A 19,964-nucleotide genomic window follows, 5' to 3' on the forward strand; every position below is an offset into this window, starting at 1 on the left:
TGACGGCGGTCGGCCAGCCTCGGGGTGACGACCCGGGTGCGACGACCCGGGTGCGACGAGGACGAGGGCGGACGACGCCCGGACAGGGGACGACGTGGTCACCAGGGACCTGCCGCAGGACTTCCACGCGCTCTACGACGCGGGCGCCCGCCGCGTCCGGGGCGGACCCGCGCCGACGGCCGGGGAGCCGGCGGACGGGAGCGGCCGGCCGGCCGCGGCCGCCGCTGTCGGCGCCGACACCGGCGACCTGCGCGTCGAGCACGACGAGGCCACCGGGCTGCCCAACCGCGTGGCGGGCCTGTCGCCGGGCGCGCGCCTGACCGCGCCGACCGGCGGCACCCCCGAGGAGGCGGTGGGCCGCTTCGTCGCCGAGCACGGGGACCTGTGGCGGCTCGCCCCGCAGGACGCCGACGGCGTCGCCGTCGCCTCGGTCAGCGGCACGCGCCTGCGCACCGCCCACCTGGTCCAGCGCGTCGACGGCGTCGAGGTGTTCGCCTCCGACGTGACGGCCGCGATCGGCCCGGACGGCGACGTCGTCTCCGTGGCGGGTCAGTTCTTCCCCGGCGCGGCGGAGGCGGGCCGGGCCGGCCGGGCCGCCGGCAGCACGCCCGAGGAGGCCATCGCCGTCGCGGCGTCCGACCTCACCGGCCTGCCGTACGAGCCCTCGTCGTTCGTCGCCGAGGAGCCCGACGGGGACGCCGCGGCGGCCGGCGCGGGCGCGTGGCGCAGCTACCGGGCCGCGGCGCCCGACGGGCCGGCGTTCGAGCGGCCCGTGCGGGTCCGGGAGGTGCTGTTCCCGCTCGGCGGCGGGCAGTTCGCGCGGGGCTGGCACCTGGAGCTGTGGATCAGGACGTTCCCGGCCTTCGCCTACGTCGTGGAGGCGGCGCCGGAACCGGAGGTGCTGTTCCGCAGGAACCTGCGCGCCGACGTCGCCTTCAGCTACCGGGTGCACAACACCGGCGACGCGGTGTGCCGGCCCGAGGACGGTCCCGCACCCGGCTCGCCGCACCCGACCGGCGTCCCGGACGGGTTCCAGGCGCCGACCGTCCCCGAGCGCCTGGTCACGCTGGAGAGCCTGCTGCCCGGCCGGCCGTGGCTCCCCGACGACGCGACGACGACCGTGGGGAACAACTGCACCGCCTACGCCGACCTCGCCGGACCCGACGGGCTGGGCCCCGGGGACGTCCTCGGCACGGTGACCGGCCCGCGCGTGTTCGACCACGTCTACGACCACGCCAAGCCCGCGTCCGACCCGGAGAACCTGCAGGCGAGCCTGGTCGGGATGTTCTTCCACGTGAACTGGCTGCACGACCGCTGGTACGAGGCCGGCTTCGACGAGGCCGCCGGGAACGCCCAGCGGGTCAACCTCGACGGCGTCGGCGTCGGCGGCGACCCGGTCCTCGCCGAGGGCAACGACTTCAGCGGCAGCGACAACGCGAACATGCAGACGCCGGCCGACGGCGCCAGCCCCCGCATGCAGATGTACGAGTTCCGCGCGGTGACGCCGTCGCGGACCAGCAACCACGAGGCGCTGATCACCTTCCACGAGATGGGCCACTACGTCACCAACCGGCTCGTCGGCAACGCCAGCGGGCTGGCCAACCGCCAGGGCCGGGCGATGGGGGAGGGCTGGGGCGACTTCTTCGCGATCTGCATGACCTCGCAGGAGACCGACGCGTTCGACACCGGCGTCTTCCCCGTCGGCGGGTGGACCGACCTGACGCCCACCTTCCACGACAACTACTACTTCTCGATCCGCCGCTACCCCTACTCGGTGGACACGGCGAAGAACCCGCTGACCTTCCGGCACATCAGCGACGGCGCCGTCCTGCCGAAGGGCCCGCCGCGCAACCCCCACGGCGGCGGCGCCAACAGCGAGGTGCACAACGCCGGCGAGGTGTGGTGTGCCGCGCTGTGGGAGGTCTTCGTGGCCCTCGTCGCCCGGCACGGGCACGCCGAGGCCGAGCGGCGGGTGCTCGAGTACGTCATCGGCGGCCTGAAGCTGACGCCCTCGATGCCCACCTTCACCCAGGCCCGCGACGGCGTCCTCGACGCGGTCGCCGCCCTGGACCCCGATGACCTGCCCGACGTCTGGGGCGGGTTCGCCAGGCGCGGGATGGGCGTGGGCGCGGTGTCCCCGCCGGCGACCTCGACGTCACTGGCCGGTGTGGTGGAGAGCTTCGCCACCCCGTGACCGCGCACGTGCTGACCCTGCGCCGGACCGAGTTCGTCCTGTGGCGCCCGGCCCGCACCGACCCGGTGCCGCTGCTGGTGATCGGGCGGCTGCAGCCCGGCGCCCCGGTGACGCTGGTGGGGGAGCGCTCGGTGCCGCTCGCGCCCTCGCCGCACGGGGCCGACCTGTGGACGGTGCCGGCCGCGCGGTGCGGCCTCGAGGACGGGCAGGTGTGGCACTACTGGTTCGAGGTGACCGACGCCCACCCCGGCCGCTCCGGGCAGCGGGTCCGGGTCACCGACCCGTGGGCCACCACGGTCGACTGGCGGCTGCGGGCCCCGCAGCCGCCGGGGCCCGGGTACACCGCGGCCGACCGCTACCCGGCGTCGGTCGTCCGCTGGCGCGACGGGGTGCTGGAGCCCTGCGACGCCGGCGGCGAGTACGGGGAGCTCGACGACGTCCCTCCGGCGTCCCTGCCGCCGAACAACCGGATCGTCCTCTACGAGCTGCCGACGGCGTGGTCGGCCGGGAGCGGGGCGGGCCGCTACGAGCGCGGGGTGGGCACCTTCCGGGACGTCGCGGCCCTCGTCGACCGGGCCGCCGGGGGCGCCGACTTCGCCGCGCTGGACGTCACCGCGCCGGGCCGCTCGTACCTGGTCGACGAGCTGGGCGTCAACGCCCTGGAGCTGCTGCCGCCGGCCGACAGCGCCTACGTGCGCACCTGGGGCTACGGGACGACGGACTTCGCGGCGCCGGACTCCGAGCTGGGCTCCCCCCTCGACTCCTCGCACCCGACGCCCAACCGCGACCTGCGCGCGCTGGTGGCGACCCTGCACCGGCACGGGGTGCGCTTCTTCGTCGACTCGGTGACCGCGTTCGCGCGCGACCACCCCTACCTGGCCGCGGCGACCGAGGACTTCTTCGTCCTGGACCCCGCGACGGCCGACCCGGCCGACCCCGACCGGTACGACTCCCGCGGGGGCCTGCGCAACGGGTACGGCAGCACCCTGTTCCGCTTCGCCGCCCGCCCCGAGGGCTCCGACCCCGTCACCGGGGAGCACGGGCCGCTCTCGCCGGCCTCGGGCCTGCTGCGCACGGCCCTCGCGCGGTGGATGACCGACCTCGGCGTCGACGGCATCCGGCTCGACAGCATCGAGAACGTCGCCAACTGGGACTTCGTCGGCGCCTACCGCGACCTGGCCCGCTCGCTGTTCCTGCAGCGGTGCGGGGCCGCGCCCGGCGACCCGGAGGCCGAGGCCCGCTTCCTCGTGGTGGGCGAGGAGCTGACCGAGCCGCTCGCCCTGCTGACCCAGCACCGCCTCGACGGGCTGTGGCACGAGGGGTTCAAGCGCTGCGCCCGCGCCGCCGTGCTCGGGCAGGACGTCGACGGCCTGGGCTTCGCCGAGACCGTGCGCCGGATGGTCGACTGCCGGGCGTCGGGTTACGGCGACCTGTCCCAGGCGGTGCTCTACCTGACCTCGCACGACGTCGAGGGGCTGCGCAACGAGCGGCTGTACGACTTCCTGCGGGCCAACGGCGTCGTCGACTGCGAGAAGCGGGTCGAGCTGGCCTTCGCCTGCCTGCTGACGGCGGTCGGCGTCCCGCAGATCCTGGCCGGGGACGAGTTCGCCGACCAGCACGACCTCGTCGACCCCTCCGGCCACGTCACCGAGGCCTCCGGCAAGCAGGTGGACCCGGTCAACTGGTCCCGGCTGGAGGAGGACTGGCGGCGGCGGGTGCAGCGGTACGTGGCGCGGCTGGTGCGGCTGCGGACCACCAGCGACGCGCTCGCGGTCAACGACGTCGAGCTGCTGCACGTGGACCTCGACGGCAAGCGGGTCGTGGTCTGGCGGCGCGGGCGGCCCGGCGCCGACGAGCAGGTGGTCGTGGTCGCCAACTTCTCCGACTACACGACACCGCCCGGTCCCTCCGCCGAGTACGTGGTGCCCACCTGGCCGGCCACGCCGCCGGGACGACGCTGGCGCGAGGTCCCCCAGGAGCGCGACGTCCCGCCGGAGTGGGCCGGGCGCGAGCCGCTGTTCTCCTGGGAGGCGAAGGTCTACGCCCTGGTCCGGGCCGCGTGACACGCCGGTGACGCCCCGGTGACGACCGGTGCGTGAGGTGGGGTCATGCCCGACCTGCTGCCGGAGACGACCACCGACGAGCTCCTGCCCGGGGCCCCCGACGAGGCCGGCGCCGGGCGCGCCGCGGTCGCGTCGGTGCCCCTCGCGCTGCTGCGGCGCATCCGGGCCGGGCGGCACACGACGTTCGACCGGCTGGTGTTCGACCTCGACGGTCCCGTCCCGGGCGTGCGCGCGCAGTACGTCGGCGAGCTGCGCCACCAGGGGTCCGGCGACGTCATCCCGCTGCGCGGCCGGGCCGTCGTCCAGGTCGACATCCGTCCGGCGGCCGCGCACGACGACGCCGGGAACCCCACGACGACCGCCCCGCTGCCGGACATGACCGGGTTCGCCGCGTTCCGCCAGCTGGCCGACGCCGGCGACGTCGAGGCGCAGCTCACCTGGGGGATCGGCGTCGCGGCGCGCACCGGACTGCGCGCGACCACCCTGACCGGCCCCACCCGGGTCGCCGTCGACGTGTCGCACGCCGAACCGGGGACCGGGGACCAGCTGCTGCGCGGCGGGGACGTCGGCGCCGGCGTCGCCACCCGGCAGTGGCGGCTGGTCCAGGCACTGGGCCGGCAGCTCGACGTCGACGAGCACTTCGGGCCGGTCACCGAGCAGGCGACCCGTGACTTACAGCGGGCGCACGGCCTCTCCGCCGACGGCGTCGTCGGGCCGCGCAGCCGCGCGGCGATGGTCACCGCCCTCGGCCTCTGAGACCCACGGCGGGACCGGCGACCGCGACACGAGGGAGGACCTCATGAGCACCGACACGACCCCCACCGGGACCACCGCGGGCGGCCCGGCCGACGCCGGCGGGGACGGGCACCTGCTCGCCGCGCTCCGCCGGCTGGTCCGGGCCGGGGACGCCGCGTCCCTCGCCGACCTCGACGTGTCCGCCATCGACGTCTCCGCCATCGACGTCGGGTACGCGACCGCCGGCGGCCGGCGGGTCCCCGAGATCACGGTCCGGTTCACCCTCGACGGCGAGCCCGCAGGGGCGCAGGCAGCGCCGCGGACCGCCCCCGCCGCGTCCCGAGCCGCTGCGGCGGACGCCGCCGAGGTCGTCGAGGGCTACGACGCCGCCTTCCTCGGCGAGCAGGTCCCCGCGCCCGTCCCCGGCGCCGCCGTCCTGGCCGACGTGGCGCGCACGGTCGACGGCGGCACCGTCGTCGACCACGTGCACTTCTCCCTGCAGATGAGCGCCTCCCGCCGGTTCGCCCGCTGGGTCGCCTGGAACATCGACGGCGGCGCCCTCAAGGCGCTCAGCCGCAACGGCCTGCGGTTCGTCAAGGACCCCCGGATCGCCGAGGACCTGCAGGTCGGCGACGAGCTGTACGCGGGCAACCGCCTCGACCGCGGGCACCTCGCGCGCCGCGCCGACCTGACCTGGGGCAGCCTCCCCGTCGCCGAGCGGGCCAACCGCGACTCCTTCTTCTTCACCAACATCACGCCGCAGATGGACGACTTCAACCAGAGCGCGCGGGACGGCGTGTGGGGACGCCTGGAGAACGCGGTCCTCGCCGACGTCGACGTCGAGGACCTGAGGGTGAGCGTGTTCGGCGGGCCGGTGCTCGCGGACGACGACCGCGTGTACCGCGGGGTGCGCCTCCCGCGCGAGTACTGGAAGGTGATCGCCTTCCGCACCGACGGCGCCCTGCGGGCGCGGGCCTTCCTGCTGACCCAGGCCCTCGACCAGCTCCCGATCCTCGAGCTCGACGAGTTCCGGGTCTTCCAGGTGGCCCTCCCCGAGCTCGAGTCCCGCACCGGGCTGCTCTTCCCGGACGTGCTGCGGGCGGCCGACACCCCGGTGCTCCCGGCGCGGACCGGGGAGCGCGAGCCGCTCGGCAGCGTCGCCGACATCCGGTGGTGACCGGCGCCTCCCGCGGTCCGGCACCGCGGGAGGCGGAACCCGCGGTATCAGCAGCCCCCGTCGCCACCTCCTCCAGGCGGGCACCGCGCCCGGCCCCGACGGGACCGCGGCGGTGCACCCGGTGACCCCGACCGGAGGTGGACCGTGACCGCGAGCCCGCACGAGCCGTCCTTCCCGTTCCTGCGCGCCCTCGAGGCGGCCCGGGCGCTGGGCCGCGCCGACGGGCTGCTCGCGGCCGGGTTCGAGCCGGCCGAGGAGCCGGGGGAGGAGCCGGCCCCGACCGGCTCGTGCTGCCACGGGCTCGACCCCGACGACCTGGCCCGCCTCGTGTGGGACGCCGGGGCGGGCGCCCCGCCCGCCGGGGTCCGGCTCGACGCCCCGCTGTGGTACGGGGAGGGCTTCCGCGAGGCGCTGGCCGGCGCCCGGTCCCCGTCGTCGCCGGAGCCCGCCCCGGACCCGGTCGGGCACCGCAGGCGGCCACGGGGACGCCGTGGCGGCGGGGGCTCCCCGAGCCCTTCTGACCCCGCGCCCGGGTGGTCCGGGCTGCCCCCGGCCGCCCGGGGGAGGCGCCGGTGCCGCGACGCGCCGCGCCGGTGACGAACGAATCCGTCTCCTGCCTTGCCGTGCTGGTCACTCCGCAGGATGCTGCCCGTACTCCGATGGCGGGACACGGCTCCACAACCGGTCCCGGCTCCGGCCCACGTACCGACGCGCAACCGAGATCCCAGGAGGAGCCGGTGACGGCGACCCAGGAACGGACCAGCAGGACCGGCGACAAGCTCTCCGGCCGGGTGGCCTTCGTCACCGGTGGGACCCGCGGGATCGGCGCGGCCATCAGCCGCAGCATGGCCGCCCAGGGCGCCGACGTCGCCGCCGGCTACAGCGGCAACGACGAGGCAGCCGAGCGCTTCCGCAAGCAGTTCTGCGACGACTTCCCCGACCAGGGCTTCTCCGTGCACAAGGGCGACATCAGCAACGCCGAGGACTGCCGTCGCACCATCGGCGAGGTCATCGACGAGCACGGCCGGCTCGACATCCTGGTCAACAACGCCGGCATCACCGCCGACCGCACCGTGCTGAAGATGACCGACGACGACTGGCGGCGGGTCATCGACGTCAACCTCTCCGGCGCCTTCTACCTGTCGCAGGCCGCGCTCAAGCACATGCTCGAGCGCGGCAGCGGGCGGATCGTGATGATCTCCTCGGTCATCGGCGAGATGGGTGGCATCGGGCAGTCGAACTACGCCTCGGCGAAGGCCGGACTGCTGGGCCTGACCAAGACGCTGGCCCGCGAGGCCGCGATGCAGGTGCAGCGCTCCGGCAAGACCGACGGCCTCGGCATCACGGTGAACGCCGTCACCCCGGGTTACACCGCCACCGAGATGCTCGGCACGGTGCCGGACAAGGTGCTCGAGGGACTCAAGCAGAAGATCCCGCTCGGCCGGCTGGGTGAGCCCGAGGAGATCGCCCGCGTCGTGCACTTCCTCGCCGCGGACGCCTCCGGTTACATCACCGGCCAGGTCTGGGGGGTCAACGGCGGCCTGGACATGTAGCACCCGCGCCCCCGTCAACCCAGCGATCGAGGAGAGTGCCCGGTGTTCGACCGCATCGCCGTCGTCAACCGTGGGGAGCCGGCCCTCCGGCTGATCCGTGCGGTGCGTGAGCTCAACGCCGAGCAGGGCACCCGGACCCGCGTCGTGGCCCTGCACACCGAGGCCGAGCGCCGGGCGACCTTCGTGCGGGCCGCCGACGAGGCGGTCCTGCTCGAGGAGACGGGGGCCGGCTCCCCCTACCTCGACCACGCCGCGCTGGGCCGGGCCCTGCGGGCCAGCGGCGCCGACGCGGCGTGGGTGGGCTGGGGGTTCGTCGCCGAGGACCCCGCCTTCGCCGAGCTGTGCGCCGACCTGGGCGTGACCTTCATCGGGCCGCCCCCGGAGGCCATGCGGCTGCTCGGCGCCAAGATCGAGGCCAAGGTCCTCGCCGAGAAGACCGGCGTCCCGGTCGCGCCGTGGAGCCACGGCCCGGTCGAGGGTCCCGAGGACGGCCGGCGGCACGCCGAGGCCATCGGCTACCCCCTCATCGTCAAGGCCCGCAGCGGCGGCGGGGGCCGCGGCATCCGCGTCGTGCGCTCGCCGGAGGAGCTGGAGGAGGCGCTGGTCCGCACCCGGTCGGAGGCGGAGAAGAGCTTCGGCGACCCGATCGTCTTCATGGAGCGGCTGGTCGAGGGCGGCCGGCACGTCGAGGTGCAGGTCATCGCCGACCAGCACGGCGCGGTGTGGGCGCCCGGCGTGCGGGACTGCTCGGTGCAGCGGCGCAACCAGAAGGTCATCGAGGAGTCGAGCTCACCGGCGCTCCGCCCGGAGCAGGACGCCGCGCTGCGCGAGTCCGCCGTCGCGCTCGTGCGGGCCGCCGGCTACGTCGGCGCGGGCACCGTCGAGTTCCTCTACCAGCCCGAGGAGCAGCTCACCACGTTTCTCGAGGTCAACACGCGGCTGCAGGTCGAGCACCCGGTGACCGAGGCGACCACCGGCCTGGACCTGGTCAAGCTGCAGCTGCACGTGGCGGCCGGCGGCCGGCTGGAGGGCGGCCCGCCGGAGGCCAACGGGCACGCGGTCGAGGCGCGGCTCACCGCCGAGGACGCCGAGGCGGGGTTCGCCCCGGCGCCGGGCCTGGTGGAGCTGCTGCGCCTGCCCACCGGCCCCGGGGTCCGCGTGGACACCGGCATCAGCGTCGGCGACGTCATCCCGCCGCAGTACGACTCGATGATCGCCAAGGTCATCGCGTGGGGCCGGGACCGTCCCGAGGCGCTGGCCCGGCTGCGCTGCGCGCTGCAGGAGACCACCGTCGTCCTGCGCGGCGGCACCACCACCAAGTCCTTCCTGCTGCACCTCCTGGACCGCCCGGAGGTCGTGGCCGGTACGGCCGACACCGGGTGGCTGGACCGCGCGAGCACCCTCGACGGCGTCCGCCCGTCCGGTTCGGCGTGGGTGGCGCTCGTGCAGGTGGCGCTCGACCTGGCCGAGGCGGAGGAGGAGCAGGAGCGGCTGGCGTTCCTGGCCTCGGCCCGCGGCGGCCGGCCGCGCGCCCCGCACGAGGTGGGCCGCACCATCGAGCTCGGCCTGCGCGGCCAGGTCTACCGGCTCACCGTCGCCACGGTGGACCGCGACCGGCACCGGGTCGAGCTCGACGGCCGGGTCGTCGAGGTCGAGGTCGACCGGCTCGGCCCCCTGGAGGCCCGGCTCATCGTCGGCGGGCGCCGCTACTCGGTGGTGGCCGCCGAGGCGCCCGGGTCCTCCCTGGTGGAGGTCGAGGGCGAGACGCACCGGGTGAGCCGCGACGTCGGCGGCATCGTGCGCGCCCCCGCCCCGGCCGTGGTCGTGGCCGTCCGCGTCGCGCCGGGTGACGAGGTAGCGGCCGGCCAGCCGGTCGCGGTCCTGGAGAGCATGAAGATGGAGACGGCGGTGCGGGCGCCGTTCGCCGGCCGGGTCCGCGAGGTGCGGGCCGCGGTCAACAGCCAGGTCGACGCCGGCGCCCCGCTGCTGAGCCTGGAGCGGACCGGCGGGGACGTCGAGGAGGCCACCGGCGAGCGGGTGGCCCTGCCCGAGGAGGCCCAGACCGCGGACGGCGACCCGCGTGCGCGGGCGCTGGCCCGGCTGGCGTCGCTGCGGGCGCTGGTCACCGGCTACGACGTCAGCGGCGGGCACGCCAAGCGGCTGGTCGCCGAGTACGCCGCCGCCCGCGACGAGCTGCCCGTCGACGACGTCGCACTGCTGTCCGCCGAGCTGGACGTGCTGGTCACCTTCGCCGACATCTCCGAGCTGTCCCGCAACCGGCCGGCCAGCGAGGAGGAGGAGGCCGACACCCAGGTCCACAGCCCGCGCGAGTACTTCCACGCCTACCTGCACTCCCTGGACGTGGAGCGGGAGGGGCTGCCGGAGACCTTCCGCGCCCGGCTGGGGCGGGCGCTGGCCCACTACGGCGTGGAGGACCTCGAGCCCAGCGCGGCGCTGACCGAGGCGGTGCACCGGGTGTTCCTCGCCCAGCAGCGGGTCGGCGAGCAGCTGCCCGCCGTCTCGGCGCTGCTCGACCGGTGGCTGACCGCCGGCCGGCTGCCGGAGGGACCGGCGCGCGCGGAGCTGGGCGAGGTGCTCGACCGGCTCGTCGTCGCCACCCAGCTGCGCCACCCCGCGCTGGGCGACCTGGCCCGCGCCGTCCGCTACCGGTACTTCGAGGAGCCGGTCGTCCAGCAGGCCCGGCAGGAGGTCCTCGACCGGGCCGTGCGGCTGCTCGACGAGCTCGACGAGGCCGCCTCGCGCGGCGACACCGGCGAGGCGATCCGGCGGATGGAGGCGCTCGTCGCCAGCCCTGAGCCGCTGATCCGGCTGCTGGCCCGGCGATTCGAGCGCGACACCAGCGTCCCGGACCCCGTCCTGGAGGTGCTCACCCGCCGCTACTACCGCAGCCGCAGCCTCGAGGACGTGGCGTCCACCCTCCTCGACGGCGACACCTGCGTCACCGCCGACTACGACCTCAACGGCGACCGGCTGCACCTGCTCGCGCTGATGACCGAGATGGGCCGCCTGCCGCAGGCCCTGGGATCGGTGGCCGGCGCGCTGGCCGACGTCGCCGACCCGGCCCACGCCGTCGTCGACCTCTACGTGGACTGGCGCGACCGCCCGGCCGACGCCGACGCCGCCGCCGAGCAGCTGCACGCCGTCCTCGCCGGGGTCCCGGCGCTGCGGGCCGGCCGCCGGGTCACCGTCACCGTCTGCACGCCCGACGGCGAGGCGGAGACCTTCACCTGGCGGCGGACGCCGGACGGGGCCGGTCTGGCCGAGGAGCGCATCGTCCGGGGCCTGCACCCGCTGACCGCGCAGCGGTTCCAGATCTGGCGCCTCAAGGAGTTCGACGGGGAGCGCGTGCCCTCGGCCGAGGACACCTACCTGCTGCACGTCACGGCCAAGGAGAACCCCGACGACGAGCGCTTCATCGCCATGGCCGAGGTCCGCGACCTCACGCCGCTGCGCGACGAGCGGGGCGAGGTCGTCGGGTTCCCGACCATCGAGCGGCAGCTGACCTCCTGCCTGGACAGCCTGCGGCGTGCGCAGTCGCTGCGGCGCTCGCGGCGGCCGCTGGAGCACAACCGGATCCACCTCTACGCCTGGCCCTCGATCGAGGTGCCGCTGGCGGAGGTGGCCGACTTCGCGCGGACCGCGGCCCCGCTGACCGTGGGCGCGGGCCTCGACCAGATCGTGCTGCTGGCCCGGCTGCAGGAGGAGGAGGGACGCCCGCCGCGTGACGTGGCGCTGCGCTTCTCCGCCCGCCCGGGCACCGGGGTGCAGATGCGGGTGACCGACCGCCCGACCGCGCCGCTGCGGGTCCTGGACGACTACACCGCCAAGGTGCTCAGCTCCCGGGCCCGGGGCGCGCCCTACCCGTACGAGCTGGCCCCGCTGCTGGCCGGCCCGGACGGCTCCTTCGTCGAGCACGACCTCGACGGCGACGGCCGGCTGGCACCCGTCGAGCGCCCGCCCGGGCAGAACAGGGCGGGGATCGTCGTCGGCCTGGTGACCACGCCGACCCGGCGCTACCCGGAGGGCATGACGCGGGTGGCCCTCTTCGGCGACCCGACGAAGGCCCTCGGGACCGTCGCCGAGCCCGAGTGCGCGCGGGTCGTCGCCGCGCTGGACCTGGCCGAGGAGCGGGGCATCCCGGTCGAGTGGTTCGCGCTGTCCTCGGGCGCGCGCATCTCGATGGACAGCGGCACCGAGAACATGGACTGGGTGTCGCGGGCGCTGCGCCGGATCATCGAGTTCACCCAGGCCGGCCACGAGATCAACGTCGTCGTCACCGGCATCAACGTCGGCGCCCAGCCGTACTGGAACGCCGAGGCCACGATGCTCATGCACACCAAGGGCATCCTGGTCATGACGCCGGACAGCGCGATGGTGCTCACCGGCAAGCACTCCCTGGACTACTCCGGCGGGGTGTCGGCCGAGGACAACTTCGGCATCGGCGGCTACGACCGGGTGATGGGGCCCAACGGGCAGGCGCAGTACTGGGCGCCCGACCTCAACGGCGCCCTCGACGTCCTGGCCCGGCACTACGACCACACCTACCGCGCGCCGGGGGAGCGCTGGCCGCGGCCGGCGCCGACCACCGATCCGCGGGACCGGGACGTGCGCTCCTTCCCGCACGAGCACCCGGCCAGCGAGTTCACCACCGTCGGCGACGTCTTCTCGGCCGAGAAGAACCCCGAGCGCAAGAAGGCGTTCGACATCCGCACCGTCATGCGCGCGGTCACCGACTCCGACCACGCGGTGCTCGAGCGGTGGGCCGGCATGGCCGACGCCGACACCGCCGTCGTCTTCGACGCCCACCTGGGGGGTCACCCGGTGATGGTGCTGGGAGTCGAGTCGCGGCCCATCCCGCGGCGGGGCAGCTACCCGGCCGACGGCCCCGACCAGTGGACGGCGGGGACGCTGTTCCCCCGCTCCTCGTGGAAGACCGCCCGGGCGATCAACGCCGCCAGCGGCAACCGGCCGCTGGTCGTGCTCGCCAACCTCTCGGGCTTCGACGGGTCACCGGAGTCGCTGCGCAAGTGGCAGCTGGAGTACGGCGCCGAGATCGGCCGGGCCATCACCAACTTCGACGGCCCGATCGTCTTCTGCGTGGTCTCCCGCTACCACGGCGGCGCGTTCGTGGTGTTCTCCGGCGTCCTCAACGAGGGCATGGAGGTCCTCGCGGTCGAGGGCTCCTACGCCTCGGTGATCGGCGGTGCGCCGGCCGCGGCGGTCGTCTTCTCCCGCGAGGTGGACAAGCGCACCGGCGCCGACCCCCGCGTCAAGGAGCTGGAGGCCGCCCTCGGCTCGGCCGACGCCGTCGAGCAGGCGCAGCTGCGCTCGCAGCTGGCCACCCTGCGCACCACGGTCCGCTCCGAGAAGCTCGGCGAGGTCGCCGCCGAGTTCGAGGCGGTCCACGACATCGAGCGGGCCCGCCAGATGGGCTCCGTGCACGCGATCATCCCCGCCGCCGAGCTGCGCCCCCGACTCATCGACGCCGTCGAGCGGGGGATGGAGCGCACTGCCCGGAGCTGACCGCCGACAGAGAGGACCCTCGTGAACGCCTTCGTCCTGAACCAGCACGGCCGCATGGTGTTCCCCTCGAACATCATGCCGGAGCTGGACTTCTCGACCGTGGAGACGCTCGAGCAGCTCGACAGCGTCATCCGCCGTGACTTCGAGACCAAGGCCCCGAGCGGCACCGACATCCTGGAGAGGGTGCGCACCGGCGCCTACGCCACCCGGTACGACCTGATGCGGGACATGGCCCTGAACCTGTTCTGGGCCAACCGGTTCTCGATCACCATGTACGACAAGCGGCCCACCCGCTGGGGCGACCTGCCCCGGTCGCGCCCGGACGTCTTCCTCCCGGTGCTGGAGCCGTGGGAGGACGGCGAGACCAAGATCGCCGCGGTGGAGGAGGCCTACCCCCAGCTGCCGTCGCGGTGGAACGAGGGCTGCGAGGACCGGATCTTCGACGTCCTGTTCGACGTCTACGGCCACCGGAAGCACCACGCCTCGACGCTGCCGGCGGTCAAGCCGACGGTCGCGGAGTTCCTGGAGCAGCCCGGCGCGCTCACCTTCCGGCTGCCGGACTACGACCCGGACTACCCGGTCTACGACTACACCGACATCCTCGACGTCACCGAGGACGTGCCGGAGCTCGAGGCGCTGCACCGCTGGGCGATGGTGCTGCACAACCAGTACCCCTGGGACCGGTCGAAGATGGAGCTGGCCCGGGCCGAGGACCTGAAGGACGACGACTACGTGGTCGCCTTCCACCCGCGGGACAAGGAGGTGCGCGGCTTCCTGCGCCGGCTGCGTGCGGGCGCCGAGCCCCGGCACGTCGCCGGACCCCGGGAGTCCCGGCCCCCGGTGCGGCCCTACCCCGAGCTCGACGTGCGGCAGCGCTTCTCGGTGCAGCCGCGGATCGAGGCCCTGGCCGCGGTGCACGGCGACCAGGTGTGCACCAACGACGACCTGATCCGCAACACCGCCTACAACTGGTCGCCGATGAGCGCCGAGGAGATCTCGTCGAAGACCGGCATCGAGCAGCGCGAGTACAGCTCGCTCCCGTTGGAGGAGCTCGCCCTGCAGGCGGCCGAGGCCGCACTGGACAAGGCGGGACGGCAGCCGGAGGAGATCGGCGCCGTGCTGGTCTGCACCTGCACCAGCTCCCGGCTCATCCCGTCGCTGGCCACCTACCTGTGCGGCCAGCTCGGGATGCACCAGGTCTACGCCGCCTACGACGTCATCGCCGCCTGCGCCGGCATGCCCTACGGCGTGGCCGACGCCGTGCGGATGCTGCAGGAGGTCGAGCGGCCGGTCCTGGTCGTCTGCGTGGAGAAGTTCTCCGACAAGATCGGCAACGTCCGCACCTCGCGGATGATCTTCGGGGACGGTGCGGCGGCGCTGGTCGTGGGTCCGGCACCCGAGGGCACCGACGGCGACATCGACTACATGAAGACCTACGCCAGCGGACCGGCCAGCGAGGTGAACTCCATCCTCTGGCCCAACCCCGAGTTCGACAACAACATCACCGTCTTCGGCCCGCAGGTGAAGGCGCTGGCCGGCCGCTACCTGTCCCAGATGATCGAGGAGCTGGGGCAGCTGCCGGCACCCGAGGGCCGGGACGGGTCGCTGATGGACGCCATCGACCTCATCGTCCCGCACCAGGCGAACAAGACGATGGTCATCGGCCTGGCCGAGCGGGCGGGGCTGACCGCCGACCAGCTCTACTTCAACATCGAGCAGGTCGGGAACACCTCCTCGGCGAGCATCCCGCTGGCCATCCACGACGCCGTGCGCGACGGCGTCATCACCGAGCCGGTACGGGTCTTCGCGCCCGGGTTCGGGGCGGGAGCCGTCGCCGGGTACGCCGTCATGCGGGTCGACCCGGCCGTCGTCGCGATCCAGGGGGCCTCCGCGCCGCACGAGCACGGCGAGATGCCCGCCCCGGCGCCGGCGGACGAGACGCAGCCCGGCTCGGCCTCGGAGGGCATGCGGGAGGCCTTCACCTGATGAAGGACCTCCCTGCCCCCCGCCACTCGCAGGCTCGCGGCGGGCCCCTGCAGGGAGGCCACACGACGGTGCGCGCCGCGGACGGCACGCGGCTGCGCGCCTGGACCAACGACGGGGACGGCGTCCCGCTCCTGCTGTGCAACGGCCTGGGCGCCCCGCCGGCGGCCTGGCCGGGGCTGGTCGGCCGCGACAGCGGCTTCCGGGTGGTCACCTGGTCCTACCGCGGCCTGTCCGGTTCGGAGCGGCCGGCCGACCGGGACCGGGTGCGCGTCGAGGACCACGCGGACGACGCCCGCGCGGTCCTCGACGCCTTCGGCCTGTCCTCGGCGACGGTCGTCGGCTGGTCGCTGGGGGTCAACGTGGCGTTCGAGCTCGCGCTCGAGGACCCCGCCCGCGTCCGGTCGCTGCTCGCCGTCGCCGGGGTGCCGGGCGGCAGCTTCTCGGCCGTGTTCGCGCCCTACGGCGTGCCGCGGCGGCTGCGGGCGCCGGCGGGGCGGCTGAGCAGCCGGCTCCTGCCGGCCGTGGGCCCGCTGCTGCCGGTGCTGGTGGCGAGCCTCCCGCCGTGGCCGGAGCTGCTGACGCCGGCGGGGGTCACCGGCCCGGCGCGGGAGGCCGGCCACCCGGCCGCGCTGTACCAGGTGCTGCACGAGTTCTCCCGGCACGACTGGCGCTGGTACCGGCACCTGGCCCTGGCCGTGGCCGAGCACGCGCCGCTGGACGTCGGGCCGGTGCGCTGCCCGGTCACCTTCGTGGCCGGCCGCTACGACAGCCTGGTCGACCTCGCCGACGTCCGGATGGCGGCGCGGGCGGTCCCCGGCGCGCGGCTGCGCACGCTCGCCGGCACCCACTTCGTGCCCCTGCAGTACCCCGGGGTCATGCGGGCGGAGCTGCGCGCGCTGGTCGCCCGGGAGGCCCGGGGCGGGTCGTGACCCGGTGCACCGTGGACCGCGCCGTGGGCCGGGGGCGCCCGCGTCAGCGACCGGGGGCCGGGACGGCGCCGTCGCCGGGGACGGTCCCGTTGCCGGCACGGACGCTGCTCAGGACGGTGTCGGCCTGCGCGTCGACCAGCCGGGTGAACACCTGCTGCGCGTAGCCGAAGACCAGCGCCCACGCCAGGATCTGCGCCGAGGTGTCCAGAGCGGTCAGGCCCGGGAAGAACTGGCCGCGCACGAGCAGCAGGCCCAGGACCGCCGTGAGGGCCGCCGTCGGCAGCTTCAGCAGGGCCACCGCGACCGGGATGCCGTGCGGCTCGGAGGAGCCCCGCAGGTTGCGCACCGCCGCCGCGGCGGCGACGGCCCCGGCGGTCAGACCGATCGCCTCGACGAGGAGCACGTCCAGCGGCCGGACCGTCTCGCGGACGACGTCGTCGACGTCGCCGGAGGCGGGGTCGCCCCTGCCGCCCGCGGTGTCGACCGTGGTCTGGGCGGTCGGGCAGACCACCAGGGTGCTGCCGTCCTGCTGCTCCGGGGCGAAGCACAGCGGCAGTGACGTGGGGCTCCGCAGCCCGATCAGGCACAGCGTCGCGGCCAGGAGGGTGAGCAGGACGGTGGCCACGATCAGCACGTTGCGGAAGCTGCGCAGGCGCATCTGCTCCCGCAGCGCCGCGGAGCCGGCGGCCCGGCTGGCCGTGGCGATCGTCAGCCTCTCGGCCTTGACCAGCTCGAGCGGCTCGGCGTCCGCCGGCGGTGTCCCCTCCGCGGCGTCCCCGGAGGAGCACACGCCGACCCGCCGGCCGAGCTGCTCGAGCTGCCGGCGCCGATGGTCCGACGGCGCGAGGTGGCGGGTCACGTCGTTGAGCACGCCCGGGAGCCGGCCCAGGAGGTAGGCGGGGGGTGCGACGGTGAGCAGCATGCCCTCGGCCGCGTCGAGGTTGCTCATCGCGCGTTCCAGCAGCGCCTCGTCCATCACCAGGTGACCGCGGACCTCGGCGGCCTGCCGGGCCGCCGCGAGGTGCACCGCCACGGCTCGGAGGATGGGTTCGTCGGCGTCTGAGGACTGACGGTGACGGGCCGCCCAGGCGCACAGGGCCTCCAGCTCCTGGACCCGCGTCAGGGTCCCCTCCCGCCACGCCCGCGAGGCCGGCACGCGGCCGTGGCGCCCTGGGACGCCGAGCCGCCGGCGAGGTCGCCGGGGCGCGTGCTGGTCGGGGGAGGGGGTGCCGACCGGAGGCGGGACCGGAGCGCCGTCCTCGCGGGTCGTGTCCTCGTGCGTCGGGTCCTCCGGGATCGGGGTTTCGCGGGTCGGGTCCTCGGGGGTCGTGTCCTCGCGGGTCGGGTCCTCGCGCGTCGGGGCACCGTGGGGGGACGTGACAGCCATCGCCACAGGGTCGACCGTGGGCGTCACCACGCCGTCACGTCGCCCGGGCGGTCGGTGACGGGTCGGAGGCGGAAGACCGCAGTCGACGAAGCGCCTCTACGAGCCCGAGCCCTCCTCACCATGCTGCGATGACGTCGCAGCGTCGTCCGCGTCAAGGGTGAAGATGATCTCCGGAACGACGCCCCGTCCGTTGGACCGATTCCGAAGCTCGTGCTCGATCAACCCCCGCAGTAGCAGGCGCAAACCAGGAAAGCTCAGACGGCTGACGCGGTTCGGGATGACCCGCGCCACGAACTCGGTATTGATGTCGACGGCGCGGTCGCCGGCGTGAACGAAGCCGCTGCGGGCTACATAGCTGCGCTTCAACGCCGCCTTCAAGTGCTCCCGGTCTCGAGGTACGAGCTCCTCGATCGAGGCCCCGCTCGTCCAGCCGCCTCCGGTGAACGTCCCCGCGGGCATCGTCAGCGTGTAGAGCCAGTCCTGCCAGCGACCGTCCCAGAACAAGTCCGGCAAGGTTGAACTGGCATACGCCGCGAAGGTCTCGTTCAGCCGGAGTTGGCGGTCGCGCATCAACTGGTCTCGCAGTGCCTGCGTCTGCTTAGTTGATAGCGCATTTTCTTCACAGAACTTGTCCCAGGTGGCAGCTTGATCCCAATTGGCCCAATCCTCGGGCGGACTTCCGAATCGCCGACTCATTGAGGTTTTCTCACCTGGTTCCGCGGTCGAGTGAGGTCAGGACGAGTGCGGCGGCAGCGATTGCACTGATGCGCTGAGGGCAGACGGTGACGCGGTCAAGGGCGCGCCACCGGCCGAGCAGAGCGTTGCTGCGTTCGGTGGGTGCCCGCAGCGCGGTGATCAGCCGGTTGTAGCAGCGGTTGTCGATGTGCAGCGGCCCGTCGGGATGGTGACGAACCGGGACGTGCACGCCGACGCCGGCACCGGTGTAGCCCTTGTCCGCCAGTACCGGCAGGCGTCTGGCCGCGTGCGGGTACAGCGTCGGAAGCACCAGCTCGCGGGCGGCGGTCAGGTCGTGGGTGGAGCCGGGACGGACTGCGGAGACCCACAGCGGAAAGCCGGTCGGGTCGGCGAGGACCTGCACGCTGCCGCCGAAGGCGTGGTGCTTGCCCGAGTACCACAGGTGATGACCCCGCTCGGCGCGGGCGGCCACCCGGTCGGTGGGCACCAGCGTGCCGTCCAGGCAGACAAAGGGCAGGTCCGCGGCGTGAGCGCGCGCCAGTACGGCCTCCAGGTCGGGCGCCTGCGCGGCGATGACCTCGAGCGCCTCGTGCAGATAGCGGTAGGCGGTGGCGATGCTCAGCCCGGCCTCCCTGGCCAGCGTGCGCAGATCCAGCCGGTGGCGCAGCCACCGCAGGACGAGCACGACCTGGGCGTGCACCGTGCCGGCCCGCTGCGCCGGCCGCGCACCGGGGCGGCGGCGGTGCTGGGCGATCCAGCCGGTCACGGCCTTCAACACCGCGGCGGACACGTCCAGGCTGGCACGATGAGACACAGCGGGCTCCCGGGGAAGACGGGGATCGACCTTTGGCGAGACGATCTTCACCCCGAGAGCCCGCGCGCTCTTCTGCAACCCTGGCTGCGACCAGCAGCAACGCCTATCAGGCCGCCAAATCTGGTGAGAAAACCTCATTGTTTCGATGCCGGCCACGAGCAGCGTGTACGCCGAAGCAATGTCCCGGTCAAGGAGAAGACAGGCGCCGTAGTGCATGTCGAGAGCCGCCGCGATGACCTCGGCGTCCTTCTCATCGAGACCAGCCAGGAGAGCCAGATGCTCACGGAGAAGTTCATCTAGCCCAGTCTGGTCGATGTCGAAAGGCGCCAGCAGCGCACGGTCGGGAACTCCCCCGATCGGCAAGAAGGTCGCGACGTCGGGTTGGTCCTCCATGCTCATCGCCACTTCAGCCAGGACGTCGACGCGTCTGTTCACCATGAAGCTGAGCAGCGCACCCAGGGCACGGGCGAGATCGCCTTGTCGGAACCCGTAGTCCTGGCCGACGGGCACGAAGAAGCTCATCAGGGACAGGTACTCAGGCGGCTGTCCCGGCCGCTGCAGCGGGCCAACGGCCTGGTGCCGGACGAGGCCCGGCCCATGCAGCGGCGGACCGCCGGGGTGAATCACGCGGTGGTGCGTTGCCGCGAGCTCATCGCCTCTCGTGATCGCCGCCATCTCGGTCAACCATCGCGTCAGGGGAGGCACCACGGCCGCTAATCTGTCAGGGACCAGGGGGTCACGCACGCGTGCGCGTGAACAAGACGGACAGGTGTCGCGCAGCCTGCATTCGATCGCGGTCGCGTCCACCCCTTTCGGTCTCGGTGTCGGGGCACTCCGTCCATGGCGGCTGAGCGTTCCAAGTCGTCCCAGATAGACCGTCCGTGAT

12 protein-coding genes are annotated in these 19,964 nt (G+C 74.2%); 9 read left to right on the forward strand and 3 right to left on the reverse strand.

The genetic code is table 11. From position 1 onward, the window contains the following. Positions 1-94: 94 nt before the first annotated feature. The 9 genes from ACWIZO_RS19250 (at position 95) to ACWIZO_RS19290 (ending at position 16,181) form a co-directional block, all read left to right on the forward strand. Complete coding sequence (locus ACWIZO_RS19250) at positions 95-2,194, forward strand: M36 family metallopeptidase (RefSeq protein WP_448639250.1); 2,100 nt, start codon at positions 95-97, stop codon at positions 2,192-2,194. Next, positions 2,191-4,257 (forward strand): hypothetical protein, encoded by a 2,067-nt coding sequence (locus tag ACWIZO_RS19255; protein WP_448639251.1) that lies wholly within the window; start codon positions 2,191-2,193, stop codon positions 4,255-4,257. Before ACWIZO_RS19250 ends, ACWIZO_RS19255 begins: the two co-directional genes overlap by 4 nt. Before the next feature lie 45 nt (positions 4,258-4,302). Next, positions 4,303-5,013 carry a peptidoglycan-binding domain-containing protein gene (locus ACWIZO_RS19260; protein WP_448639252.1) on the forward strand — a complete coding sequence of 237 codons (711 nt, stop codon included), beginning with the start codon at positions 4,303-4,305 and terminating at the stop codon, positions 5,011-5,013. A gap of 43 nt (positions 5,014-5,056) precedes the next feature. Next, positions 5,057-6,169, forward strand: coding sequence for a DNA/RNA non-specific endonuclease (locus ACWIZO_RS19265; RefSeq protein ID WP_448639253.1), 1,113 nt, complete (start codon positions 5,057-5,059; stop codon positions 6,167-6,169). Positions 6,170-6,313: 144 nt separating this feature from the next. After that, positions 6,314-6,766: a hypothetical protein gene (locus ACWIZO_RS19270; protein WP_448639254.1), complete on the forward strand. Its 453-nt coding sequence runs from the start codon at positions 6,314-6,316 to the stop codon at positions 6,764-6,766. 140 nt (positions 6,767-6,906) lie between these two features. Further along, positions 6,907-7,722: a 3-oxoacyl-ACP reductase family protein gene (locus ACWIZO_RS19275; protein ID WP_448639255.1), complete on the forward strand. Its 816-nt coding sequence runs from the start codon at positions 6,907-6,909 to the stop codon at positions 7,720-7,722. A 42-nt stretch (positions 7,723-7,764) separates the two neighbouring features. Further along, positions 7,765-13,266 (forward strand): ATP-binding protein, encoded by a 5,502-nt coding sequence (locus tag ACWIZO_RS19280; RefSeq protein ID WP_448639256.1) that lies wholly within the window; start codon positions 7,765-7,767, stop codon positions 13,264-13,266. Positions 13,267-13,287: 21 nt separating this feature from the next. Beyond that, positions 13,288-15,252 carry a 3-oxoacyl-ACP synthase III family protein gene (locus ACWIZO_RS19285; RefSeq protein ID WP_448639257.1) on the forward strand — a complete coding sequence of 655 codons (1,965 nt, stop codon included), beginning with the start codon at positions 13,288-13,290 and terminating at the stop codon, positions 15,250-15,252. A 68-nt stretch (positions 15,253-15,320) separates the two neighbouring features. After that, positions 15,321-16,181: an alpha/beta fold hydrolase gene (locus ACWIZO_RS19290; RefSeq protein ID WP_448639258.1), complete on the forward strand. Its 861-nt coding sequence runs from the start codon at positions 15,321-15,323 to the stop codon at positions 16,179-16,181. Between the two features lie 43 nt (positions 16,182-16,224). Here ACWIZO_RS19290 and ACWIZO_RS19295 read toward each other — a convergent pair whose 3' ends face one another. The 3 genes from ACWIZO_RS19295 to ACWIZO_RS19305 form a co-directional block, all read right to left on the reverse strand. After that, positions 16,225-17,214, reverse strand: a complete 990-nt coding sequence (locus ACWIZO_RS19295; RefSeq protein WP_448639259.1) for a hypothetical protein — start codon at positions 17,212-17,214, stop codon at positions 16,225-16,227. 450 nt (positions 17,215-17,664) lie between these two features. Next, positions 17,665-18,264: a hypothetical protein gene (locus ACWIZO_RS19300; protein ID WP_448639260.1), complete on the reverse strand. Its 600-nt coding sequence runs from the start codon at positions 18,262-18,264 to the stop codon at positions 17,665-17,667. Between the two features lie 10 nt (positions 18,265-18,274). Then, positions 18,275-19,078 (reverse strand): transposase family protein, encoded by an 804-nt coding sequence (locus ACWIZO_RS19305; RefSeq protein WP_448640099.1) that lies wholly within the window; start codon positions 19,076-19,078, stop codon positions 18,275-18,277. Between the last annotated feature and the right edge of the window lie 886 nt (positions 19,079-19,964).

The sequence above is a fragment of the Geodermatophilus sp. URMC 63 genome, assembly GCF_053502565.1.

Coding starts and splice junctions, on each gene's coding strand:
- ACWIZO_RS19260 (WP_448639252.1), top strand. CDS start 4,303: ATGCCCGACCTGCTGCCGGAGACGACCACCGACGAGCTCCTGCCCGGG.
- ACWIZO_RS19265 (WP_448639253.1), top strand. CDS start 5,057: ATGAGCACCGACACGACCCCCACCGGGACCACCGCGGGCGGCCCGGCC.
- ACWIZO_RS19300 (WP_448639260.1), bottom strand. CDS start 18,264: ATGAGTCGGCGATTCGGAAGTCCGCCCGAGGATTGGGCCAATTGGGAT.